At 63.9% G+C, this 21,470-nt stretch carries 24 protein-coding genes; 13 read left to right on the forward strand and 11 right to left on the reverse strand.

Features of this window, described 5'->3' with window-relative positions:
- The first annotated feature begins 75 nt into the window (after nucleotides 1-75).
- Nucleotides 76-1,164 carry a TRAP transporter substrate-binding protein gene (locus tag I6F12_RS06590; protein ID WP_225146538.1) on the forward strand — a complete coding sequence of 363 codons (1,089 nt, stop codon included), beginning with the start codon at nucleotides 76-78 and terminating at the stop codon, nucleotides 1,162-1,164.
- 438 nt (nucleotides 1,165-1,602) lie between these two features.
- On the opposite strand, the gene I6F12_RS06595 is transcribed toward I6F12_RS06590, so the two are convergent.
- Nucleotides 1,603-1,812, reverse strand: a complete 210-nt coding sequence (locus I6F12_RS06595) for a hypothetical protein (protein WP_036001583.1) — start codon at nucleotides 1,810-1,812, stop codon at nucleotides 1,603-1,605.
- 252 nt (nucleotides 1,813-2,064) lie between these two features.
- Between I6F12_RS06595 and I6F12_RS06600 the strand changes: the two genes are divergently transcribed.
- The 4 genes from I6F12_RS06600 (at nucleotide 2,065) to I6F12_RS06615 (ending at nucleotide 4,779) form a co-directional block, all read left to right on the forward strand.
- On the forward strand, nucleotides 2,065-2,739 hold the full coding sequence (locus I6F12_RS06600; protein ID WP_225146539.1) for a response regulator transcription factor: 675 nt from the start codon (nucleotides 2,065-2,067) through the stop codon (nucleotides 2,737-2,739).
- 85 nt (nucleotides 2,740-2,824) lie between these two features.
- Nucleotides 2,825-4,114, forward strand: coding sequence for an ATP-binding protein (locus I6F12_RS06605; protein WP_225146775.1), 1,290 nt, complete (start codon nucleotides 2,825-2,827; stop codon nucleotides 4,112-4,114).
- Nucleotides 4,115-4,217: 103 nt separating this feature from the next.
- On the forward strand, nucleotides 4,218-4,493 hold the full coding sequence (locus I6F12_RS06610) for a type II toxin-antitoxin system ParD family antitoxin (RefSeq protein ID WP_036022224.1): 276 nt from the start codon (nucleotides 4,218-4,220) through the stop codon (nucleotides 4,491-4,493).
- The gene (locus tag I6F12_RS06615) at nucleotides 4,483-4,779 is read left to right on the forward strand and encodes a type II toxin-antitoxin system RelE/ParE family toxin (RefSeq protein ID WP_036034500.1); all 297 of its coding nucleotides are present in this window, start codon (nucleotides 4,483-4,485) and stop codon (nucleotides 4,777-4,779) included. Before I6F12_RS06610 ends, I6F12_RS06615 begins: the two co-directional genes overlap by 11 nt.
- A 90-nt stretch (nucleotides 4,780-4,869) precedes the next feature.
- On the opposite strand, the gene I6F12_RS06620 is transcribed toward I6F12_RS06615, so the two are convergent.
- From I6F12_RS06620 to I6F12_RS06640, 5 genes are all read right to left on the reverse strand, one after another.
- A complete protein-coding gene (locus I6F12_RS06620) occupies nucleotides 4,870-6,159 on the reverse strand; it encodes a M20/M25/M40 family metallo-hydrolase (RefSeq protein ID WP_225146540.1) in 1,290 nt (429 codons plus the stop codon).
- A 269-nt stretch (nucleotides 6,160-6,428) separates the two neighbouring features.
- Nucleotides 6,429-8,084 carry a TRAP transporter large permease subunit gene (locus I6F12_RS06625; protein ID WP_109144150.1) on the reverse strand — a complete coding sequence of 552 codons (1,656 nt, stop codon included), beginning with the start codon at nucleotides 8,082-8,084 and terminating at the stop codon, nucleotides 6,429-6,431.
- A gap of 27 nt (nucleotides 8,085-8,111) precedes the next feature.
- On the reverse strand, nucleotides 8,112-8,693 hold the full coding sequence (locus tag I6F12_RS06630) for a TRAP transporter small permease subunit (protein ID WP_036001566.1): 582 nt from the start codon (nucleotides 8,691-8,693) through the stop codon (nucleotides 8,112-8,114).
- A 169-nt stretch (nucleotides 8,694-8,862) separates the two neighbouring features.
- Nucleotides 8,863-9,882 carry a GTP 3',8-cyclase MoaA gene (gene moaA / locus I6F12_RS06635; RefSeq protein ID WP_036001562.1) on the reverse strand — a complete coding sequence of 340 codons (1,020 nt, stop codon included), beginning with the start codon at nucleotides 9,880-9,882 and terminating at the stop codon, nucleotides 8,863-8,865.
- A gap of 266 nt (nucleotides 9,883-10,148) precedes the next feature.
- Nucleotides 10,149-10,856 (reverse strand): HAD family hydrolase, encoded by a 708-nt coding sequence (locus I6F12_RS06640; protein WP_225155818.1) that lies wholly within the window; start codon nucleotides 10,854-10,856, stop codon nucleotides 10,149-10,151.
- Nucleotides 10,857-11,039: 183 nt separating this feature from the next.
- On the opposite strand from I6F12_RS06640, the gene rpiA reads away from it, so the two are divergent.
- The 3 genes from rpiA to gor are packed head-to-tail and all read left to right on the forward strand — an operon-like array spanning nucleotide 11,040 to nucleotide 13,746.
- The gene (gene rpiA, locus I6F12_RS06645) at nucleotides 11,040-11,771 is read left to right on the forward strand and encodes a ribose-5-phosphate isomerase RpiA (protein WP_036001558.1); all 732 of its coding nucleotides are present in this window, start codon (nucleotides 11,040-11,042) and stop codon (nucleotides 11,769-11,771) included.
- Nucleotides 11,768-12,310, forward strand: coding sequence for a DUF2059 domain-containing protein (locus I6F12_RS06650; protein WP_036022233.1), 543 nt, complete (start codon nucleotides 11,768-11,770; stop codon nucleotides 12,308-12,310). Before rpiA ends, I6F12_RS06650 begins: the two co-directional genes overlap by 4 nt.
- A 47-nt stretch (nucleotides 12,311-12,357) precedes the next feature.
- On the forward strand, nucleotides 12,358-13,746 hold the full coding sequence (gene gor, locus I6F12_RS06655) for a glutathione-disulfide reductase (RefSeq protein ID WP_036001552.1): 1,389 nt from the start codon (nucleotides 12,358-12,360) through the stop codon (nucleotides 13,744-13,746).
- A gap of 2 nt (nucleotides 13,747-13,748) precedes the next feature.
- Here the strand turns inward: gor and I6F12_RS06660 are convergent, their stop codons facing one another.
- The 4 genes from I6F12_RS06660 to I6F12_RS06675 form a co-directional block, all read right to left on the reverse strand.
- Nucleotides 13,749-14,888, reverse strand: coding sequence for a glucuronate isomerase (locus I6F12_RS06660; RefSeq protein ID WP_225155819.1), 1,140 nt, complete (start codon nucleotides 14,886-14,888; stop codon nucleotides 13,749-13,751).
- Between the two features lie 322 nt (nucleotides 14,889-15,210).
- A complete protein-coding gene (locus I6F12_RS06665; protein WP_036022282.1) occupies nucleotides 15,211-15,396 on the reverse strand; it encodes a hypothetical protein in 186 nt (61 codons plus the stop codon).
- Nucleotides 15,397-15,460: 64 nt separating this feature from the next.
- Nucleotides 15,461-16,690 carry a carboxylate-amine ligase gene (locus tag I6F12_RS06670; protein WP_225155820.1) on the reverse strand — a complete coding sequence of 410 codons (1,230 nt, stop codon included), beginning with the start codon at nucleotides 16,688-16,690 and terminating at the stop codon, nucleotides 15,461-15,463.
- Nucleotides 16,691-16,708: 18 nt separating this feature from the next.
- A complete protein-coding gene (locus I6F12_RS06675) occupies nucleotides 16,709-17,536 on the reverse strand; it encodes a class II glutamine amidotransferase (RefSeq protein ID WP_225112816.1) in 828 nt (275 codons plus the stop codon).
- 359 nt (nucleotides 17,537-17,895) lie between these two features.
- On the opposite strand from I6F12_RS06675, the gene I6F12_RS06680 reads away from it, so the two are divergent.
- The 5 genes from I6F12_RS06680 to I6F12_RS06700 all read left to right on the forward strand — a co-directional run bounded on the left by I6F12_RS06680 (nucleotide 17,896) and on the right by I6F12_RS06700 (nucleotide 20,454).
- Entirely contained in the window at nucleotides 17,896-18,363 is a 468-nt protein-coding gene (locus I6F12_RS06680) for a TerB family tellurite resistance protein (RefSeq protein ID WP_109144143.1), read from the forward strand.
- A 2-nt stretch (nucleotides 18,364-18,365) separates the two neighbouring features.
- On the forward strand, nucleotides 18,366-18,728 hold the full coding sequence (locus tag I6F12_RS06685; RefSeq protein WP_036022245.1) for a hypothetical protein: 363 nt from the start codon (nucleotides 18,366-18,368) through the stop codon (nucleotides 18,726-18,728).
- Complete coding sequence (locus tag I6F12_RS06690; RefSeq protein ID WP_036022248.1) at nucleotides 18,725-19,372, forward strand: TerC family protein; 648 nt, start codon at nucleotides 18,725-18,727, stop codon at nucleotides 19,370-19,372. The genes I6F12_RS06685 and I6F12_RS06690 overlap by 4 nt, the downstream gene beginning before the upstream one ends.
- Before the next feature lie 31 nt (nucleotides 19,373-19,403).
- Nucleotides 19,404-19,988, forward strand: coding sequence for a TIGR00645 family protein (locus I6F12_RS06695; protein ID WP_036022249.1), 585 nt, complete (start codon nucleotides 19,404-19,406; stop codon nucleotides 19,986-19,988).
- Nucleotides 19,989-20,190: 202 nt separating this feature from the next.
- The gene (locus I6F12_RS06700) at nucleotides 20,191-20,454 is read left to right on the forward strand and encodes a hypothetical protein (protein WP_036001521.1); all 264 of its coding nucleotides are present in this window, start codon (nucleotides 20,191-20,193) and stop codon (nucleotides 20,452-20,454) included.
- Nucleotides 20,455-20,461: 7 nt separating this feature from the next.
- Here the strand turns inward: I6F12_RS06700 and I6F12_RS06705 are convergent, their stop codons facing one another.
- On the reverse strand, nucleotides 20,462-21,358 hold the full coding sequence (locus tag I6F12_RS06705) for an alpha/beta fold hydrolase (protein WP_109144142.1): 897 nt from the start codon (nucleotides 21,356-21,358) through the stop codon (nucleotides 20,462-20,464).
- Nucleotides 21,359-21,470 lie beyond the last annotated feature (112 nt).

Raw genomic sequence — 21,470 nt, forward strand, 5'->3', positions numbered from 1 at the left:
GTCCCGTGATGTTCCATGCTGTCGGCAAGCCTCGCAAAGAAGGCTCCACAATCAGATCCATCAGGGTAGGAAATCATGAAGAGAAGAGACTTCATCAAGGTCACAGGACTTGGCGCGGCCGGCGCCGCCACGCTCGCGGCTCCCGCGATCGCGCAGTCGATGCCGGAAATCAAATGGCGCATGCCGACGAGCTGGCCGAAATCGCTCGACACGCTGTTTGGCGGCGCCGAGATGATGTGCAAGATGGTCGCCGAGGCGACCGACAACAAATTCCAGATCCAGATCTTCGCGGCCGGCGAGATCGTGCCGGGCCTGCAGGTGCTCGACGCCGTGCAGAACGGCACCTGCGAGATCGGCCATACCGCGTCCTATTATTATTTCGGCAAGGACCCGACCTTCACCTTCGGATCGGCCGTGCCGTTCGGTCCCAACATGCGCATCAATCAGGCCTGGTACATGCTCGGCGGCGGCCGCGATGTGCTCAACGAGTTCTACAAGGGCTACAACGTCATCTCGCTGCTCGCGGGCAATACCGGTTGCCAGATGGGCGGCTGGTTCAGGAAAGAGGTCAACACGCCCGACGATCTCAAGGGCATGAAGTTCCGCATCGGCGGCTTCACCGGCCGCGTGCTCCAGAAGCTCGGCGTGGTGCCGCAGCAGCTCGCCGGCGGTGACATCTATCCGGCGCTGGAGAAGGGCACGATCGACGCCGCCGAATGGGTCGGGCCTTATGACGACGAGAAGCTCGGCTTCTACAAGATCGCGCCGCACTACTACTATCCCGGCTGGTGGGAAGGCGGTCCGATGCTGATGGCTTTCGTCAACCTCGACAAGTGGAACGCGCTGCCGAAATATTACCAGAGCGTGCTGGAGCAGGCCGGCCACTACGCCAACAATTACATGATGGCGCGCTACGACAACGCCAATCCGCTGGCGCTGAGGAAGCTGCTCGCCGGCGGCACCAAGCTGCACGCCTTCTCGCCCGCGATCATGGATGCCTGCTACAAGGCGGCCAAGGAGCTGCACGCCGAAGTCGCTGCGACCAATCCGAACTTCAAGAAGGTGAACGACTCGCTCGCCAAGTTCACGAGCGACGGCTATTCCTGGTTCCAGGTGGCCGAGGTCGGCTACGACATCTTCATGGCGCGGCGCTCGCAGAGCTGATCGCGTCCCGATCGAATGCGGCACGCCCCGGAGCGAAAGACTCCGGGGCGTTGTCGCTACTGTTGGGAGGGCGTCCAACCAAAACATCGAAAACAACCCCATGCACAGTAGACCGGGGCAGCGACATCAATGACTTGACTTCGTTACCACGAGCGATTGCGAAATTACCGAAATTTTTGACCCGTCGGGCAAAACAGTGGTAGACATGCATCATCGCCCGATCCGAAATCGTGGCGCTGAACGATGCCCCCGATGCGCTTCGATCCCGATGAAACTCAAAGAGCGCTGCGCAAGGCCTGGTCGATGTCCTTTTCCGTTAGTGCCGGCGCGCGTCGTAATGGAAAGGTCCGCGCGTTGGGGCAAGCTGAGTCGTAGCAGCCGAGCTTATTTGCCGCCAGAGGCGGACCATCGGTCGGCTGCCGAGCATCGGAAGCGCGGCTAGCGAACGACGCCTGCTGCGTCTCTTGCGCTTGGCATGAGCCAGTCGAGCCCGAGCAGGGCAGCTTCGAGAATGACGAAGGCGACAATTCCGCCGATCCAGCCGAAGAACACGATCGAAAAGGTGCCGAGCAGGATCGCGCAGAAGACGTCGGCGAGCACCTTGCAAATGCGGAAGGCTTGGTCTTCGCCAGATGGAAAATACGACATCGGGCTCCTCCAGGCGCTCATCCTGAGCGCTTGGATTTAACGACACGCCAAAACGAATGTTCCGTGGGTCAATCTTCGGCCGGCGATGATCATGTGGTCGATGACCGGGTTCATGCGCAGCGCTGGCTTACACTGACCTGACAAGGAGAGGCTATTCGGCGCTTTTTCGCTGGCCGCGGCGCCCCGAATGCTGGAAAAGAGCGCAGATGCGGCGCGAGCGGTGCGGTATCAGGAACGTCCAGCGGATATGCGATGCGGCTTCTGATCGTCGAGGACAATGCCGAGCTGTCGCGGCTCGTGGCCGGTGGGCTGGCCGCAGCCGGCTATGAGAGCGACATCGTGGGCAGCGCGGCCGAGGCGCGCGAGGCGGTGAGCTGCGTGAACTATGCCGCGATGATCCTCGACCTCGGCCTGCCCGACGGCGACGGCCTGTCGGTGCTGCGCGAGCTGCGCCTCAAGATGGAGCCGCTGCCGGTGCTGGTGCTGACCGCGCGCGGCGGCTTGCAGGACCGCGTCACCGGCCTGCGCAGCGGCGCCGACGACTATTTGGCAAAACCGTTCGCGATGGAGGAGCTGGTGGCGCGGCTGGAGGCCATCCTGCGCCGCCCCGGCCAGTTGCTCGGCCGCTCGCTCACTCTCGCCAACCTCGTCTACGACACCGAGAGCCGGCAGATCTTCGTCGACGACCAGCCGCGGATCATCTCCGCGCGCGAGACCTCGGTGCTCGAGATCCTGCTGCGCCGGCAGGGGCGGGTGGTACCGAAGAAGAACGTCGAGGACCACATCTTCGGTCTCGAAGGCGACGTCGCCTCCAATGCGATCGAGGTCTACGTGTCGCGGCTGCGCAAGCAGCTGACTGAACACGGCGCCAAGGTCGTGATCCATACGATCCGTGGCGTCGGCTATCTCATGACCGAGGAGAAATAGCGTGCCCGCCGCGGGCCGTGCCGGATCGCTGACCTTCAAATCGCTGATCTCGCGCATCGTGTTTCTGCACATCGTCGCGGTCGCGATGGTCGCGATCTTCCTGCCGCTGGTGTTGTTCTGGCTGCTCAACTCCGAGATCGACCAGCTGCATCGCGATGCCATGCGCGCGCAGGCCGAGGTGCTGGCGGAGCGCATCGTCGCGCAGCCGGACGGCACGTTGACCTTCAACCTGCCCGACAGCCTCAAGGGGCTTTATTCGGACGCCTACGGCCGCTACCAGTTCGACATTCGCGATGCCGACGGAAGGTTGCTGTTCTCCTCCCACCGGCGTTCCGCCGCGACGGCGCCCTCCCGTTTCTCCGACACCGTCTCCGGCGCCAGCGTCACGCGAGACGTTGCCGGCAAGACGGTGCGCATCCAGGTTGCCGAGGATCTGGCCCACCGGGACGTCATCATCGACGATATCGTCTCGAACTTTTTTCGGCGGGTCGGGTGGATCACCGTCCCGATCCTCCTGGTCCTGCTTGCCATCGACATCATCATCTTCCGCCGCGCGATCGCGCCGTTGTGGAAGGCCTCCCAGGAGGCCAGCAACATCGGCCCTGCACGCACCGACATTCGCCTGCCGACCGAGCAGATTCCGCGCGAGATCGTGCCGCTGGTCACCGCCGTGAACCAGGCGCTCGACCGCCTCGAGGCCGGCTTTCGCGTGCAGCGGCAGTTCACGGCGGATGCCGCGCATCAATTGCGCACGCCGCTGGCGATCCTGCGCACGCGGATCGAGACGCTCGGCGACGGCGCGGAACGGCGGGCGCTGCATGCCGACATCGAGGCGATGAGCCGGATCGTCGCCCAACTGCTTGAGATCGCCGAGCTCGACACCCTGGTGCTCGATCCCGGCGAGACCGCGGATTTGCGCGCCGTCTGTGCCGAGGTGGTCGGCTCGATCGCTCCGTTCGCGATCGCGCAACGCAAGGACATCGCGCTGAAGGGCACCGAAGCACCGGTCCTGATCCACGGCAATTCGGAGATGCTGCAGCGCGCGGTGTTCAATCTTGCCGAAAACGCCATCAAGTTCACGGCGGAGGGCACCACCGTCGAGGTCGAGGTGGGGGAGGACGGTTCGGTGCAGGTGCGCGATTCCGGCCCGGGGATCGCGGAGGCTGAGCGCGAGCTGATCTTCCAGCGCTTCTGGCGCGCCGACCGCCGGCGCAGTGACGGCGCGGGGCTGGGGCTCTCGATCGTGCGCGCCGTGGCGGATGATCACGCCGCCACGGTGTCGGTGGAGAACCTGCCCGGCGGCGGTGCGGAGTTCACGCTGCGGTTTCGGCTGGCGGACAAGGTCACGATGGGGGAGGAACTGGCCCGGCAATGACAATGCACCTTTTCCCGTGCGCGGAGCAGGGAGGCCCGGATGGCGCTTGAGGTATGTATGACACTGTCATATCTTGCGTTGTAGAGCACTGAAGGGGAACCACATGCGGACCAGCAAGCCGATCACCGTGACTCTTGGCCCGCAGCGCGCGAGCCTGGAAGCCCGCCTGAAGTCAGGCGAATATGCCTCTGCCAGCGAAGTCATGCGCTCGGCCCTCCGCGCCCTCGATCGTCAGGATGCCGCGCTTGACGAATATCTGGCCGCCAAGGTCCAAGCTTCGGTCCAGGATCCTCGCCCAAGCGTTGCTGCGAGCGACGTTTTCAAACGCCTGCGGACTCGTCACGCCAGAAACGTGAAGGCAGCCAAGCGTGGCACTTAAGGTCGTATTCCGACCGGAGGCGGAGGCCGATCTGGTCGGCCTTTACGAGTACATCGCAGAACGTGCCGGCTACCGAATTGCAGGCGGCTATATCGACCGTATCGAGAAGGCATGCATGGCTCTCGCCACCTTTCCCAAACGTGGGACCAGTCGCGACGATCTTCTTCCAGGTCTGCGTACCGTCGGATTCGAGCGGCGCGTGACGATCGCGTTCCGTGTCCTGAAGACAGAGGTCGAGATCGTCACAATCGCATATGCCGGACGTCATTTCGAAGACGATCTCTGAACGCTTCCTGTTCCTGACGGAACAGCTTCGCTCGGTCTCGTTCGCCGTGGAGGGCGGCAAGCCTGAAAGTGAAACGCGGCGACCGAGCCGCTATTTCAGCTTGCCGGTGGACAGGTCCATGATCATGCGTGTCGTCAGATACAGCCGCGGCACGATGCTGCCCACCTGCACATATTCGGCATCGTTGGAGTGCGCGCCGAAGGCCGACAGGCCCATGCCTTCCACCACGGCTCCTTTGGATTGCAGTGCGGCGAAAGCCGCGTCGGTGCCGCCGCCGATGGCCTTCTCGTCGACCTTGAGGGATAGTCCGATCTCCCCATAGATCGTCTTGCCATAGGCCGCCACCCGGCGCGAGGCCTCACTGGGTTCGAGCGGCGGGCGCCGCACCTCGAACTTCAGCTCGACTCTGGAATCGGGCAGCAGGCGATTTTTGATCTTGTCCTGCAGCGCCTTCTGCAACTCGTCGAAGTCGGACACCTTGAGGGCGCGCGCGTCGGCCTGGGCCGTCGCCTCGGCAGGGATCACATTGCGGTTGGTTCCGGACTTGGACACCGTCCAATTCAGCTTCAGGCCCTGCTCGGGCTTGGACAAGTCCTTCATCTGCAGCACCTGGTGCGAGAGCTCGTACAGCGCATTCACGCCGCCTTCGGGCCGTGCGCCGGCATGTGACGATCTGCCATGCACGGTAAGATAGGCCGAGCCGATGCCGCTGGTGGCGAGGCGCAGCGTGCCGTCGGCGCCGCCGCCTTCGAACGAGAACACCACGTCCTGATCCGATGCGAGCTTGGTGATGGTGCTGCGCCAGCCGGGCGAGGAGATCTCCTCGTCGCCGTTCGTGAGCACTGTGAGCGTGCCGTAATCCCTGAAGTTCAGCTTCTGCAGCAATGCTACGGTATGGAGAATGAGCGCGATGCCCTGCTTGTCGTCGGCAATGCCGAGCCCGTAGGCCTTGTCGCCGTCGATGCGGAACGGCTGGTCCTTCAGCATGCCCTTCAGGTACACCGTGTCCATGTGGGCAATCAGCATGATCTTCTTGGACCCCGTGCCCTTGAACACGGCGTGTACGGCCGGCCCGATCTTTTCGGGGGTGTCGTCGAGGCGATAGATGTCAGTCGGCTGCAGGATCTCCACCGTGCCGCCGAGTTGCTTGAGCTGACCGGCAATGCGCTCGGCGATCTGGTTCAGGCCTTCGATGTCCTTGCTGCCGGATTCGATGTTGACGAGATCGCGCAGCGTGTCGAGCAGCGGCTGCTGTTCCTTCTGCGCCAGCGCATGGACGTTGGCGACCGGCTCGGCGTGCACCAGCGTTGCGGCAGATGCCAGCCAGAGTGAGGCGATCAACGTTCCAAAGAACGTGGAAGCGAGGTGCGATCGGGGCATGAGCGGACAGTCCTTCGGTTGAAGAAGGAGCCGATATGCCTGTGTTCGCGGCGCTTGTCACGCGGCCGTGCTGCACCCTCTCCCCTGGTGGGAGAGGGCGGCTTCGCGATAGCGAAGCCGGGTGAGGGGTTGTCTCCGCGAGTCCGACGGCGAGTAAAATGCGCGGAGAGAAACCCCTCATCCGGCGCGAACTGCGTTCGCGCCACCTTCTCCCACAAGGGGAGAAGGGAAGAGGGTGTGGGCGCTCGCTGCTAGAACCAGTTGTCGCACTACTTCTGCGGAGGGCCGAGATCCAGCGGAGGCAGCTCGATCTGCGGCACCTCGATCTTGATCGTGCTGGGATCGATGTTCGTCTGCACGCCCTTGTAGTGCATCACCATCGACGGGAACGCGATCACGAGGCCGACCATGATGATCTGGATGACGACGAAGGGCACCGCACCCCAATAGATCTGGCCGGTGGTGACGGGGTCCATCCGCTTGCCGGTGACCCGATCGGTGTATCGCTCCTTCGGCGCGACGGACCGGAGATAGAACAGCGCGAATCCGAACGGCGGGTGCATGAACGAGGTCTGCATATTGACGCCGAGAATGACGCCGAACCAGATCAGGTCGATGCCGAGCTTCTCGGCGGCCGGTCCCAGTAGCGGGATCACGATGAAGGCCAGCTCGAAGAAGTCGAGGAAGAAGGCCAGTACGAATACGAGCGCGTTGACGAAGATCAGGAAGCCGATCTGGCCGCCCGGCAGCGATGTGAGCAGGTGCTCGACCCAGACGTGACCGTTGACCCCGTAAAAGGTGAGCGAAAAGATGCGGGCGCCGACCAGGATGAACACGACGAAGGCCGACAGCTTGGCGGTCGATTCCGTGGCCTGCCGGATCAGGTCCCAGCTCAGCCGCCGCTTCACGGCACCGAGAATGAGGGCGCCGGCGGCACCCATCGCACCGCCTTCGGTCGGCGTGGCGATGCCGATGAAGATCGTGCCCAGCACCAGGAAGATCAGGAACAGCGGCGGCACCATCACGAAGGTGGTCTGCTGCGCCATCTTCGAGAGGAAACGGAATCCGGTCAGCTTATCCACCACCCAGTTCAGCACGGCGACGGCGAATGCGAAGATGATGCCGTAGAACATGCTGAGCACCACGTAATCGGCGCCACGAGTGCTGGAATTGCGCATCATGAGCCATCCGAATGCGCAGCTGGCGAGAAACAGCACACCGAGCGAGACCAGGCCGCGATCGCCATTCTCCTCGCGGAAGCCGATGGCGTCCTTCGGCAGGCCGGGCGCCGCCTTCGGCCAGATCATGCTGACGAGGAAAGCGTATCCGGCGTAGAGGGCGGCAAGCACGAGGCCCGGGATGAAGGCGCCTTCGTACATGTCGCCGACGGACTTGCCGAGCTGGTCGGCCATCACGATCAGGACGAGGGAGGGCGGAATGATTTGCGCGAGCGTGCCGGAGGCGGCGATGACACCGGCGGCCACGCGGCGATCATAGCCATAGCGCAGCATGATCGGCAGCGAGATCAGGCCCATCGAGATCACGGACGCCGCGACCACGCCGGTGGTCGCAGCGAGCAGCGCGCCGACGAAGATCACGGCATAGGCGAGGCCGCCGCGGATCGTGCCGAACAGCTGGCCGATCGTGTCGAGCAGGTCCTCGGCCATGCCCGACCGCTCCAGCACCAATCCCATGAAGGTGAAGAAGGGGATCGCGAGCAGCGTGTCGTTGTTCATCACGCCATAGACGCGCTCCGGCAAGGCCTGGAGGAAGTCGGGGTGAAACTGGCCGAGCTCGACGCCGATGATGGCGAAGAACAGGCCGACGGCGCCGAGCGAGAATGCCGCCGGATAGCCGAGCAGCAGCATGACGACCAGCGATACGAACATGATGGGCGCCATATTGGCGATGATGAATGCGGTCATGGATTCCCCCTACACCGTCGCCAACGGCTACTTCTTCTCGATCGCTTCAACGAGATGCTCGACTTCCGCTTCGAGCGCCGACACCTGCGATTCGTGCGGGTCCGGTATCAAGCCGCGCATCACCGCGATCCGCTTGATCAGCTCGGAAATGCCTTGGACCAGAAGGAAGGCGAACCCCACCATGATCAGGGCTTTGGCGGGCCATTGCGGCAGGCCGCCGGCATTGCCGGATTGCTCGTTGATCTGGAAGGAGCGCAGGAAGAACGGCACGCCCGTGACGATCATGACGATGCAGATCGGAATGAGGAAGAACACGTGACCGACGATGTCGATGACGTTGCGCGCCTTCTTGGGCATCGTGTTGCTTACGATGTCGATGCGGATGTGCTCATTGTCGAGCAGCGTCCAGGGCGAACAGAGCAGGAAGACGATGCTGAACAGCACCCATTGCAGCTCGAGCCACGAATTGGACGAGGTGTCGAACGTCTTGCGGATGATCGCGTTGACCGCCGAAATGACAACGGCGAGCACGATCAGCCACGCAATACGTTTGCCGGTCCAGCGCGTGAACGCGTCGATCCTGCTGCTCAGCTTAAGGAGCGCTTGCAACGATAGGTCCTCCCCCGATTGTGCCCCGGCCGTCTTGACTGCGCCGAGATGGCGCGTGGCTTATCTCGCCGCGCAGGCATGAGGCCGCCGCACCAAACCAGCGGGCGTGCCGCCAGTCAATCGGAAGTTTGTTGATAGTTAAGGGGAATAGGGCCGCAACTATACGGAGTTAGCCGCCGGTGACGCTCATGTGCCTGGAGACGCTGGGCCGGTCGTGGCGGCGGTCGATGATGAAATCGTGGCCCTTGGGCTTCAGCCCGATGGCGCGGTCGATCGCATCCGCAAGCAATAGATCGTCGCTCGATGCACGCAGAGGTTTGCGCAAATCGGAGGCATCCTCATGGCCGAGGCAGGTGTGCAGCGTTCCGGTGCAGGTGATGCGTACCCGATTACAGGATTCGCAGAAATTATGGGTCATCGGCGTGATGAAGCCGAGCTTGCCGCCGGTCTCGGCGACGCCGACATAGCGGGCCGGACCGCCGGTGCTCTCGGCCAGATCCGTCAGCGTGAACTGCTGGGCGAGGCGGGCGCGCACCAGCGACAGCGGCAGATATTGGTCAATGCGGCCCGATCCGATCTCGCCCATCGGCATCACCTCGATCAGCGTCAGGCCCATGCCCTTGCCGTGGGCCCAGCGCATCAGCGAAGGCAGCTCGTCCTCGTTGAGGTTCTTCAGCGCCACGGCGTTGATCTTCACGGCGAGCCCTGCGGCGCGCGCGGCCTCGATGCCCTCCAGCACCTTGTCGATCTCGCCCCAGCGGGTGATCTCGCGAAACTTCTTGGGATCGAGGGTGTCGAGCGAGACGTTGATGCGGCGGACGCCGCAATCGGCGAGCTCCCGCGCGTGCTTCGCAAGCTGGGTGCCGTTGGTGGTCAGCGTCAGCTCGCTCAACGCGCCGCTCGACAGATGCCGCGACAACGAGCGCACCAGCGACATCACATTGCGGCGGACCAAGGGCTCGCCGCCGGTGAGGCGCAGCTTCTTCACGCCCTTGGCGATGAAGGCCGTACAGAGCCGATCGAGCTCCTCCAGCGTCAGCAGGTCCGCCTTGGGCAGGAACGTCATGTCTTCGGACATACAGTAGAAGCAGCGCAGGTCGCAGCGGTCGGTGACGGAGACGCGCAAGTAGGTGATGGTCCGCCCGAATGGATCGGTCATCGGGGTCGACAATGCGGCGGATCCGGTCATGCGAGAGGCCTTCACTTATGGCGACGGGCGCACCTTTGCTGCAGCGGTGCGGTCGACGCAATCTAAGCATCGGACGCGGCAAGGACAATCGGGTGGTATACGTGAGTGCAGCACTGACGCATGTGACCCCCTTGGCGCGGGATTTCGGCTCGTTCGGTGCGGCTCGCAGCTGGGTTCCGCGTGCGGCCGGCAACGCCCGCGGCGCCGGTGAAGTCAGCCCTCTATGCATCCATTCGGGATGTGAGGCGGCGAAAATGGCAATCCTATCAAAGCGTTGCTGTTTTGCTTGCCGTCATCAGGCTGATCGCGGCCGCCGGCAGGTCGCGCATGTGGTGGATCAGGCGGTCCGGCTTCAGCTCGGCGATCGGCACGTCGGTGTAGCCGAAGCTGACCCCGATCACGGGCACGCCGGCCCGCCGGGCGACACCGACATCGGTTCCGGCATCGCCGACCATGATGCTGGCCTTCACGTCGCCGCCGGCCCGGGCCACCGTCTCCCGAAAAATAGTCGGATCGGGCTTCTGGACGCCAAAAGTGTCCGCGCCGCAGATCGCCGCGAAGCGGCGGCTGAGGTCGAGCTGGTCCAGCAGGCGCTTCGACAGCCATTCCAGCTTGTTGGTGCAGACCGCGAGGCGGTGGCCTTGCGCCGAAAACTGGTCGAGCGCGGCCTCGAGACCCTCGAAGGGGCGAGATTCCACCGCGATATGGTCGGCATAGTACGCGATGAAATCCGCAGTCATCCGGTCCATGTCCGCGGGCGTGACGGTGCGGCCCTCCGCTTCCAGCCCCCGCTCGATCAGCTTGCGGGCACCGGCGCCGATCATGTTGCGGGCCGAGGCCATCGGCACCGGCGGCAGGCCTTCGCGGTCGAGCACGTAATTAAGGGCCGTGATCAGGTCGGGTGCCGTATCCACAAGCGTGCCGTCGAGATCGAAGACGATGGTGTGAGGGAAAGTCGTCTTGAAGAAGGTCATGATTTCCAAGCGCTACCGGCCTGGTCCTATCCGCGCAAGGGGCGGGCCCATAAGATCACCTTATAGGCCTGTTCCCAGACCCTGTTCCAGGCCCTGTTCTCCTGGGAAAAACGAGGCTACATAGGCGCCCGAAACCGGCCGGAATCGGCCGCATGTTCGAGACTTCACAAGGCAGGCGCACACGTGACCATGGACCAGTTGAAGCGGCAGGCTGCGGCGCGTGCGCTGGAGGAGGTGCGCGACGGCATGCAGCTCGGGCTCGGCACCGGCTCGACCGCCAAGCACTTCGTCGAGCTGCTCGGCGAACGCGTTGCCGCCGGGCTCAAGGTGATCGGCGTGCCGACCTCCGAGGCGACGCGGGCCGATGCGGAACGCTGCGGCGTCAAGCTGACGACGCTGGACGAGATCGACCATCTCGACCTCACGATCGACGGCGCCGACGAGATCGATCCCGAGCTCAATCTGATCAAGGGCGGTGGCGGCGCGCTGTTGCGCGAGAAGATCGTGGCGGCCGCCTCGGACCGCATGATCGTGATTGCCGACGACAGCAAATGGGTGCCGACGCTCGGCAAGTTTCCGCTGCCGATCGAGGTCATCCCGTTCGGGCTCGGTGCGACGCGCCGCGCGATCGAAAAGGCATTTGCCGAATGCGGCGTTTCCGGGCAAATGGCGGTCCGCAAGGCCAAAGGCGGGGACAAGGACGGCCACGTTTTCGTCACCGATGGCGGCCACTGGATCGTCGATGCCCAGCTCGGACGTATTACGGATCCCCCCGGTCTCGCCAAGGCGTTGAGCGCCATTCCCGGTGTGGTCGAGCACGGGCTGTTCATCGGCTTGGCCAGCTCGGCCGTTCTGGCGGGCGGTGGCGGAATCCGCGTGATTGAACGGCGCAAGCCGAAAGGAGACCAGGAATGAAGAACGTGTTGAAAATCTTGCCGGCTGCGGCTCTCGCTGCGGGATTGGCCCTTTCGGCCGCCCCGGTCGCCGCGCAGCAGGCGGGCCAGAAGGCTCCCGCGGCGCCGGCCCTGCCGAAGGCGTCGCCCGCAGCGATTGCGGCAGCGAAGGAAATTCTGCAGATCAAGAACGCCGCCGGGATGTATGCGGGCGCCGTGCCGGGCATGGTCGAGAAGACCAAGGGCGCGCTGATCCAGCAGAACCTGAATTACCAGAAGGACCTCAACGAGGTCGCGCCGATCGTGGCCCAGCAGCTCAACGGCCGCCAGAGCGAGATCGGCGAAGGCATGGCGCAGATTTATGCCAGCGAGTTCACCGAGCAGGAGCTGAAGGACCTCGTCACCTTCTACAAGTCGCCGCTGGGCAAGAAGCTGATCGATGCCGAGCCGCGCGCGATCGGGCAGAGCATGGCGTTCATGAACAGCTGGGCCCAGAACTTCTCGGAAACCGTGATGGGCGCCTTCCGTGCCGAGATGCGCAAGCGTGGCAAGGAGATCTGAGCGCACCTATCTGAAAGCTCGTTCCTGATAAGGGGTCGGAGTGGATAATGGCTGATTTCGACGTCGACCTCTTCGTCATTGGTGGCGGCTCGGGCGGCGTCCGTGCCGCCCGCATCGCGGCCGGCTACGGCGCCCGCGTCATGATCGCGGAAGAGTACCGCATGGGCGGCACCTGCGTGATCCGCGGCTGTGTGCCGAAGAAGCTGTTCGTGATCGGCTCGCACGTCCGTCACGAGCTCGAGGACGCCGCCGGCTTCGGCTGGACCGTGCCGCCCGCCAGCTTCGACTGGCCGACGCTGATCGCCAACAAGGACAAGGAGATCGCGCGGCTGGAGGCGGCCTACACCGCCAACGTCGAGAAATCAGGCGCGCAGATCGTCAAGAGCCGCGCGGTGATCGAGGACAAGCACACCGTCCGCCTGCTCGAGAACGACAGGAAGGTCACGGCGAAGTACATCCTGATCGCCACCGGCGGCGCGCCCAACCATGGCGCGGCGATCCCCGGCATCGAGCACGTGATCTCCTCCAACGAGGCGTTTCATCTTGCGAGGCTGCCGAAGCGGATCGTGATCCAGGGCGGCGGCTATATCGCGCTGGAATTCGCCGGCATCTTCGCCGGCTTCGGCTCCGATGTGACGGTAATCTATCGCGGCGACAACATTCTGCGCGGCTTCGACGAGGATGTCCGGACCCATGTCCGCGCCGAGATGGAGAAGCAGGGCATCACCATCCTCACCGGCTGCACCGTGACCAAGGTCGACCGCCACGGCGAGGACTTCACCACGCATCTGTCGAACGGCTCGAGCCTCGCCTCCGACCAAGTGATGTTCGCGATCGGCCGCCATCCGAACGTCGCCAATCTCGGCCTGGAGAATGCCGGCGTCGCCATCAATCCCGCCAACGGCGGCATCGCGGTCGACCATTTCTCCAAGAGCTCGGTCGACAGCATCTATGCCATCGGCGACGTTACCCACCGCTTCAACCTGACGCCGGTCGCGATCCGCGAGGGCCATGCCTTCGCCGACACGGTGTTCGGCAAGCGCGAGGTGCAGGTCGACCACGCCAATATCCCGACGGCCGTGTTCTCGCAGCCGGAGGTCGGCACTGTCGGCCTGACGGAAACCGAGGCGCGCGCGCAATTCAGCCACGTCGACATCTACAAGACGACGTTCCGGCCCATCAAGGCGACGATGTCCGGCCGCGACACCCGCGTGCTGATGAAGCTCGTGGTCGACGGCGCGACCGACCGCGTGCTCGGCTGTCACATTGTCGGCGATGCCGCCGCCGAGATCACGCAAGCCGTCGCGATCGCGGTGAAGATGAAGGCGACCAAGGCCGATTTCGACGCGACCATCGCACTGCATCCGACCGCGGCCGAAGAGCTCGTCACCATGCGCACCCCGACCGCACGGCACGTGCGGCAGGCGGCGGAGTAGCCTCAGCCGTACAGATATCCGACCGGCTTGCCTTCGGTGCGCAGGGGACGCACGTCCTTTTGCGTGATGATCTGACCGGCGAGGCCGTCGATCTCGTCGCGCTGCGTCGCCGTCCAGCTGCGCAGCTCGTTCATGCCCTTGAGCAGGCCGAGGCGGAGGACCTGCGTGTTTTCGCCGAGACCCGTGAGGCTGATGGAACCCTTCCCCGCCGTCACCACGTCGCCGGCAGAGAGTTCAAAGCTCTCGCCGGACTTCTTCTTGAACTCGGCCGTGCCGCGAATGACGCGATAGATCACGACCTCGCCCTTGGCAAAACAGGTCGCGTCCGCCGCGGCAGACGTGCTCTTCGGCAAGAGCGCGTGGCCACGCGGGTCGGTCGCGATGATGTGGCCGGTGACGAGATGCCCGCTCGGAATCTCGATGCCGATGTCGCGAATGTAAACCGGCATCGCCGATCTGACAGAACCATCGGTGAGCGGCTTGAACAGTGCGTCGAGCGCCAGGGGATCCTGAAGCCAGAAGCCGGCATCGGCCGGGCGGTCATGCAGCGGATGGCTCCAGGCCACGCGCGGCGTTTCGTCCTCATTGATCTGATCCGGGCCGACAATGGTCGGGTTCGGAAAGGTGGCGGGATCGGTGATGAAGGCTTCGAGAAATTTGCCAGAATAGCCCATCGAGATCGGATCGGGCACCACCGTCTGCGGCGTCTTCAAATTCTCTTCGGTCGACAGGCCTGACCAGGTGTAGAACAGCTGGCGATGCACGATCGCGCTTTGCAGCATCACCGCGCCCGGGCCGACATTGTACCAGCGGCCGTCATAGTCGAAGGTGAACGCGCCCGAAGTGACCAGCACGAGCTGAAAGCCGCCCGGCGGCAGATGCAGATGGAAGTCGGTAGGGCCGGTGTCGGGCCGATAAATCGGCAGATTGGTGGCGACCTCGTGCAGCAGGAAGGTTTCGTTGTTGGCGTGGAAGCCTTCGTTGGCGCGGTTGTAGAGCGCCTGCGGCCGGTAGGTCGCCTCGAAATTCGCATTCTTGTCGCGATCGATCGCCACGAAGTCCTGATCGTTGAGGCGCAGCCGGGCGCCGTTCGGATGGGTGAGACCGGTGAATTTGATGTCTCCGGCAGCATGCACGTTCATGGCATTCTCCGATCTGAGGCCATTCATCCCGGAAGCCGAGCGCACGTGACTGGCCGCTCCTCATCTGGCCGGGCAGGGACTTGGCCTGATGCGGTCTTGCGAATTTCAGGCCAGCCGGAGCGCAATGCGGCGCGCTGGTCCGCCGGCTGCACGCGACGCGCAAATAATCGAGATTGCACCTGAGGTTAGACAATGGGTGGCGCCGAACTCGCCCGACTTCTCCGGACAAGCGTCAGTGGGCGCAGCGGCTTGTCTTGTCTAATTTGTCGGCATGCCCTGCAAAAGCGCATGCAGTCGGCCCGCGACGGGCGCCCGGCACGGTTCAGTCGAATGATCGCGGGAGCGCCGGCTCGGGCTTGCCGGACGGGCTGCCTGCCCATTTCGCCATGTCCATGGCGCGCGCGTCGAAGCCTTCGCACCAGAGGCAGCTCGGCTCCGTGTGGCCGTGGGCCGTCAGCATCGGCACAAGCGCATGGCCGCAGCCGGGGCAGGGTGTGGTGCGGTTCATGCGCTTCTCCAACGATCTCCGTAACTCAGGAGTGGCATTTTCGTCGCGCAAGCTTGCGCGGGCGCTATGACGGTGCAGGAGCGCTGCGATGCACAGGCGCGCTCGTTCCTGACAGCGTAGAGGTAGCGATCCATTGTGACACGGCTGCGATGTCGTCGCCGCTTTCGCGATAGGCGCGAAGCTGGAATTCCGCCGAGCTGCCGCGCGCGACGATGGTGCGGCAGTGTTCGATCTCGGCGGAGCAGTTCAGTGCGGCTGCGTCCTCCGCAATGTCGTCGATCACTCGCGTGAGCAGCTCCGAGATCGTCACCGGTCCGTCCTTCGAGGCGAAGATGCAGTCGGTGCCGTAGCGCTGGGCGCGCCATTTGTTCTCGACCGCGATCGCGCGCTCGACCGCAGTGACCTCCCGGGACAGCTGAGGGCGCAGATAGAGATGCCGCGTCAGGCAGCGGTAGAGCGAGGCGATGGCAACCGCGTCGTCGACGAAGGTGCAGGTGTCGGGCGCGCGAAGCTCCAGCGTCGGATGCTTCATGGAGGGGCGCATTGCCCACCAGATGTGGCTTTCGTCCGGGATCACGCCGGAGCGCTGCAACGCGCCGACATAAGCGTCGAAATCCTGCTTGCCTTCGAACAATTCGGGCAGGCCGGTGCGCGGCAGCTCGGAATAAGCCGCGAGGCGGTAGCCCTTCAATCCGGTCTTGTGCGAATTCCAGAACGGCGAGGACGTCGACAGCGCGATGAACAGCGGCAGATGCGGCAGCATGGCCCGCATCACCGCCATGCGCTTCTCGGGATCCGGCAGCTGCACGTGCACATGCATGCCGCACATCATGTTGCGGTGGCCGATGCTGCGCAGATCCTCGATCATCTCCTCGTAGCGCGGTTTCGGGCTGGGCTGCGACATGCGCCAGACTGCGCTCGGGTGCGTGCCGCAGGCCATGATCACAAAGCCGTATTGCGCAGCGACGTTCGCGACCTCGCGTCGCAGGAAGCGCAGCTCCTCGCGCGCGTCGTTCACGTCGACATGAACGTTGGTTGCGACCTCGAGCTGCGATTGCAGCATCTCGCGCATGGCCTGGCCGCCGGTCGACCAGTTTGCCGATTCGAACAGCTCGTTGGGCGTGCGAATCGCGACCTCGAAGCTGCGGCGGTCAGCGAGGAAGTATTCCTCCTCGATGCCGAAGGAATATTCCGCCGGATTGCCGCCGCCGCCGGCAGAACGGATGACGACATGCTGCTTGTCCTCGGAGGGGGCAAGACGCAGCAGCTTTGAAACGTCTGAAGCAAATGTCATTGGCCACCGGCGCGGTCATTACCTGCGGGCGATAATCCGTCTGATTGTGGCCGGTTCCGCACCCAATGTACTGGAAATTGCAGGGTCGAACGGAACAATTTTGACGGCTTCGGACGCTCGCGCGATCAGGGCGTGGTTCGGCGGGACTTCCGCCCAGTCCGATTCCTTATCGAACGGCTCGGAGACGACGATGACTTGCCCGCCGTCCTCGCGGAAGTAGAGCGTGTTCGCGGCATCGTTCACCGAGACCCGAAATGCGTAGAGGTCGCGGCCGTTGGCAATCGCGCTGGTAAAGCGCAGCCGTTCGCGAAGCCCGCCTTCATTGACGAATCCGAGGAGGGATTGCAGCACGGACTGTGTCGCGCCGAGCGGATCGTGCTCGAGACCGGCCCCCATCATGGCCAGGAACACGGCTTCCGAATCCGTCGTGCCCAGCCGCGACGGATAGTAGGCATCGGGAATCAGCGCCTCGACTTTGCGCCGCAGCCGATTCCAGCTCCCGACGAACCCGTTGTGCATGAACATCCAGTGCCCGCAGGCAAAGGGGTGACAATTCTGCCGCGTCACGGCCGTGCCGGTTGCGGCACGCACATGAGCGAAGAACAGATGCGAGTGCAGATGCCGGCAGAGGTAGCGCAGGTTTTCGTCCGACCACGCCGGGCGCGTCTCGCGATAAAGGCCCGGCTCGGGGTGCTCGCCATACCAGCCGAGACCAAAGCCGTCTCCGTTCGAGCCCGCCGTGGACTGAAGCGAGCGGATGCTCTGCGCAATCAGCGAATGCTCGGGTTCGGTGACATAAGGCTCGAACGAGGTGGTTTCGCCCCGGTATGCGATCCAGCGGCACATGCGGGTTCCTGCCAGGCGGTTTGATGCGTCGCGAGGTGCATCAACACCTGTCACGGACGCATGGTTCCAGCTGCGAAAGGGTTGCATGACCGATCCCGCAACGCCGAACGGATGCGGCGGCTGGTCGCAGCCGGTCCGCCTTGATTCCGACAGGCGTACCTATAATTCTGAAGCGAACAAGAATCCGGGCCCCTCTGGCGAGGACGTCGACGTTCGTCGGCAAACCTCGCGATGTCGGATGACCAGTCCCGCGCGAATGCGATGGATCGGCCGATTGTCGGGCCCCCTGTTTCGTTTTCTCCGACCATTCGTCCCCATCGCAGCTCCGTGCGGCTATTTCGCAAGTTAAGGGAGCTACGATGTCCGGAACCAAGTCCTCAAATTCGATCGAGATCACGGAACCGTCCAGCCTGAATGAGCAGGCCGCGGCGGCCGTGGTGATCGTGGGCGCCCTGGTAGCGGTTGCTGACCGGCGCGTCTCACCCGTCGAACGCGACGAGGTGATCCGTTTCATCAGAGACCGCAAGCTGGCGCCGCACATCGGCGACGAACGGCTCCGTGCGATGTTCGACGAACTCGCCGAACGGCTCGAAGAGCCGGATTTTGCCAACGTCGTGATCGATACGCTGCGACCGGTTTCGAACCTGCCGCTGTCGTCGCATCTGGTGGAGCTGTCGGAGCGCGTTGCTGCCGCAGACGAGGACGTACATCCCCACGAAGTCCAGGCGATTAAATTGTTGCGCTTGCTGACGCTGGTGCTGCCGCGCGCGAAGCCGGTCGGGGCGAGTGCGCCGGGCCCCAAGCTGCAGGCCGCCTCGAAGGGGTAAGCATGAGCACGATTTCGAACGAGCGCGCCAGGCAAACCGAGGGGAACACCGAGCAGATCGCTGGTGGAGACCCGCGCCTGGCCAAGCTCGTCGACCGCCTGCCGCCGCGCATGAGCGACACCCTGACCTATCTGCTCAAGCCGTCCAGCCGCTGGGTCAGGATCCCCTCGGGCACGCTGCTGGTCGTCGGCGGTGTGCTCTCCATCCTCCCGGTGCTCGGCGTCTGGATGCTGCCGCTCGGCCTTGCTCTGCTCGCCGAGGACGTGCCTGCGCTGCGCTCCTCCCGTTCAAAAGTCTTCGACTGGATCGAGCGGCGCAAGCCGCATTGGCTCGATCCGTCTGCCTCTAGGAATGATCAATCATGACTGAACTCATCACCGCCGAAGCGCTGTCCGCGCTGTTTCAAGTCATCCTGATCGATCTCGTGCTCGCCGGCGACAATGCCGTCGTCATCGGCCTTGCGGCTGCCGGCCTGCCGGCCGAGCAGCGCCGCCGCGCCATCATCGTCGGTATCGCCGCTGCCACCGCACTGCGTATCGCCTTCGCCGGCGTTGCGACCCAGCTTCTGCAAGTGATCGGCCTTCTGCTCGCCGGCGGCGTGTTGCTGCTCTGGGTCTGCTGGAAGATGTGGCGCGAGCTGCGCGAGCAGGCCGCGCATTCGAAAGAACTCGCATTCGATAGTAACGGCGCAGGTGCTGCGCCGGTACAGCAGCCGGTAACGCAGAAGACTTTCGGCCAAGCGGCGGTGCAGATCGTCGCCGCCGACGTGTCGATGTCGCTCGACAACGTGCTCGCGGTCGCGGGCGCCGCGCGGGAGCATCCCTATATCCTGGCCTTCGGCCTGCTCTTGTCGGTTGGGATGATGGGCGTTGCCGCGGATCTGCTTGGCCGTTTGCTCCAGAAGCAGCGCTGGGTGGCCTATGTCGGCCTCGCCATCATCCTTTACGTCTCGTTTGAGATGATCTATCGCGGCACGCTGGAACTTGCACCGGTGATTGCGAGTCTCTGAGGCGACAATCTACCGCAGTCCGGAGTGATCAATGACGTCTGAACCCAAAGCACCTTCGGCGCGGGCCGCGCCGTTGCCGCCGGTCGGCCTGCTTCCGAAGCTGATCTTCGGCTCGCGCTGGCTGCAGCTGCCGCTCTATGTTGGCCTCATTGTCGCCCAGTCCGTCTATGTGCTGTTGTTCCTGAAGGAGCTCTGGCACCTCGTCTTGCATTCATTCGACGCCAGCGAGCAGCAGATCATGCTGGTCGTACTCGGGCTGATTGACGTCGTCATGATCTCGAACCTTCTGATCATGGTAATCGTGGGTGGATACGAGACCTTCGTTTCCCGGCTGAACCTCAGCGGCCATCCGGACGAGCCGGAATGGCTCGGTCACGTCAATGCCAGCGTGCTCAAGATCAAGCTCGCAATGGCGATCATCGGCATCTCCTCGATCTCGCTGCTCAGGACCTTCATCGAGGCCGGCAATCTCGGCACGACCCGCAGCAATTTCACCGAGAGCGGGGTAATGTGGCAGGTGCTTATTCATATGACCTTCATCGTCTCGGCGGTCGGCATCGCCTGGGTCGACCGCCTCAGCGAGAGCGGCCATCGCAAGGCGGCCGAGCACGGCTGATAAGCTGGCCGCCCAATACCTCCCGAGCGGCCAATCCTGGAGCCCGCCTGATCGTCCGGTTGGGCGAGCTCTCTTTCGAGATCGATAAAATTGTCTGCAATCGGTTCAGTGCCGGCAAACGCTGCCGACAAGAAGCCGGGCGCCTTAAACCAGGCCTTTGGAACCGATCTGCATCCTGCCCGCAAAGGGCAGGGCATCGGGCATGACAATTCTCAGGGAGATCGTCGCAGCGGTCGCGGGAGTCTACGCGCTCCTGCTGGTCTGTGACGCATTGTTCGGCGTCGGCGAGGCGCGCTTCGACGACGCTTATTACCGCGCAAGCTTCTACGCACCGCGGCCGAAGGAGTTTCGGTTCGCGAGCGACACGCCGCCGGCGGTGCGCGTCAGCGACGCCTTCGCGCAGTTCGCACCTAGCGACGCCAAGCCGAACCGGCGCTACTCGTCGCTGACGACGATCATCCGCTGACGCAGCCTCATTCCCCCTGAATCCATTCCGCGACGCCGCGCCACAGCGTGTCGCGGTGCTCGGGGCGGAAGAAGCCGAAATGGCCTATTCCCTTGGCGCCGACGTCGGACGGTTTGACCATCAGCACCTCCGGCTTGATCGCAGTGAATCCGCTCGCGAGCAGCTCGACCGCGGGCCGCGTCGCCCAGGGATCGTCGGAGAAACATAGCGAGCGCAGCTCGCCCTTGAACCTGGCGAAGTTCTCGAGTGCCGGCAGCTTTGAATCGAACAGATAGCGCGGGCTCGAGACCCATTCGGTCCATTGCAGGAAGACGCCCTTGGGCAAATCCTCGCCAATACCGGCCCAGCCCGGTGCGTAACCGAGTGCTTTGACCAGCGGCACACCGACAAAATTCATGAAGGCGTAGACCCGGTATTTTTCCGGCGAGGTCATCAACCGCCATGTCGCGGCCTGCGAGGCCACCAAGGCCGCGCGCGAGATATCGCTGTTATTCGCGATCAGCCCGAGCGCCTGGCCGCCGAAGGAATGGCCGATATAGGCGAGCGGCAGGGCATGATAGCGCTCGCGCATCCAGCTGACCGCGGCGGTGACGTCGAGCGCCGCCCAGTCCGACATCGAGGCCTTGAAGCCGACCAGCGATTTCGGCTGGTTGTAGCCGACCATCGCCGGCAGGCGGGAATCGCCGATGCCGCGATAATCGTAGGTCAGCACCGCGCAGCCGCGATGGGCGAGGTAGGAGGCAAAGCCCCGATAAATCTTTCGCGGCACGGCGGTCGCCGAATTGATCAGGACGGCATGGCGCTTGGCGCCGCGCGGCAGGAACAGGGTGCCGGTCAGGGCATAGCCGTCGGCTGCCGGGAAGCTGATCTCGTCGATGAAAACGTCATCCAGTGCCTCGCCCATGGCGGTCGGTGTCCTGTCGGATTCCTCAAGCCTGCCCAAGCAAATGCGAATTCGGCTTTGGCCGCAAGGGTTTGCGCTGCGAAATGGATTTACAACTGGCGGGGCGTGGCCG

It is taken from the genome of Bradyrhizobium sp. IC4059, assembly GCF_020193615.1.
Classification (GTDB): domain Bacteria; phylum Pseudomonadota; class Alphaproteobacteria; order Rhizobiales; family Xanthobacteraceae; genus Bradyrhizobium; species Bradyrhizobium yuanmingense.

Excerpts from the sequence above, each read along its gene's own strand:
- I6F12_RS06590 (WP_225146538.1), top strand. The coding sequence starts at position 76 with ATGAAGAGAAGAGACTTCATCAAGGTCACAGGACTTGGCGCGGCCGGC.
- I6F12_RS06595 (WP_036001583.1), bottom strand. The coding sequence starts at position 1,812 with ATGTCGTATTTTCCATCTGGCGAAGACCAAGCCTTCCGCATTTGCAAG.
- I6F12_RS06600 (WP_225146539.1), top strand. The coding sequence starts at position 2,065 with ATGCGGCTTCTGATCGTCGAGGACAATGCCGAGCTGTCGCGGCTCGTG.
- I6F12_RS06605 (WP_225146775.1), top strand. The coding sequence starts at position 2,825 with ATGGTCGCGATCTTCCTGCCGCTGGTGTTGTTCTGGCTGCTCAACTCC.
- I6F12_RS06610 (WP_036022224.1), top strand. The coding sequence starts at position 4,218 with ATGCGGACCAGCAAGCCGATCACCGTGACTCTTGGCCCGCAGCGCGCG.
- I6F12_RS06620 (WP_225146540.1), bottom strand. The coding sequence starts at position 6,159 with ATGCCCCGATCGCACCTCGCTTCCACGTTCTTTGGAACGTTGATCGCC.
- I6F12_RS06625 (WP_109144150.1), bottom strand. The coding sequence starts at position 8,084 with ATGACCGCATTCATCATCGCCAATATGGCGCCCATCATGTTCGTATCG.
- moaA (WP_036001562.1), bottom strand. The coding sequence starts at position 9,882 with ATGACCGGATCCGCCGCATTGTCGACCCCGATGACCGATCCATTCGGG.
- I6F12_RS06640 (WP_225155818.1), bottom strand. The coding sequence starts at position 10,856 with ATGACCTTCTTCAAGACGACTTTCCCTCACACCATCGTCTTCGATCTC.
- I6F12_RS06650 (WP_036022233.1), top strand. The coding sequence starts at position 11,768 with ATGAAGAACGTGTTGAAAATCTTGCCGGCTGCGGCTCTCGCTGCGGGA.
- gor (WP_036001552.1), top strand. The coding sequence starts at position 12,358 with ATGGCTGATTTCGACGTCGACCTCTTCGTCATTGGTGGCGGCTCGGGC.
- I6F12_RS06660 (WP_225155819.1), bottom strand. The coding sequence starts at position 14,888 with ATGAACGTGCATGCTGCCGGAGACATCAAATTCACCGGTCTCACCCAT.
- I6F12_RS06665 (WP_036022282.1), bottom strand. The coding sequence starts at position 15,396 with ATGAACCGCACCACACCCTGCCCCGGCTGCGGCCATGCGCTTGTGCCG.
- I6F12_RS06670 (WP_225155820.1), bottom strand. The coding sequence starts at position 16,690 with ATGACATTTGCTTCAGACGTTTCAAAGCTGCTGCGTCTTGCCCCCTCC.
- I6F12_RS06675 (WP_225112816.1), bottom strand. The coding sequence starts at position 17,536 with ATGTGCCGCTGGATCGCATACCGGGGCGAAACCACCTCGTTCGAGCCT.
- I6F12_RS06680 (WP_109144143.1), top strand. The coding sequence starts at position 17,896 with ATGTCCGGAACCAAGTCCTCAAATTCGATCGAGATCACGGAACCGTCC.
- I6F12_RS06685 (WP_036022245.1), top strand. The coding sequence starts at position 18,366 with ATGAGCACGATTTCGAACGAGCGCGCCAGGCAAACCGAGGGGAACACC.
- I6F12_RS06690 (WP_036022248.1), top strand. The coding sequence starts at position 18,725 with ATGACTGAACTCATCACCGCCGAAGCGCTGTCCGCGCTGTTTCAAGTC.
- I6F12_RS06695 (WP_036022249.1), top strand. The coding sequence starts at position 19,404 with ATGACGTCTGAACCCAAAGCACCTTCGGCGCGGGCCGCGCCGTTGCCG.
- I6F12_RS06700 (WP_036001521.1), top strand. The coding sequence starts at position 20,191 with ATGACAATTCTCAGGGAGATCGTCGCAGCGGTCGCGGGAGTCTACGCG.
- I6F12_RS06705 (WP_109144142.1), bottom strand. The coding sequence starts at position 21,358 with ATGGGCGAGGCACTGGATGACGTTTTCATCGACGAGATCAGCTTCCCG.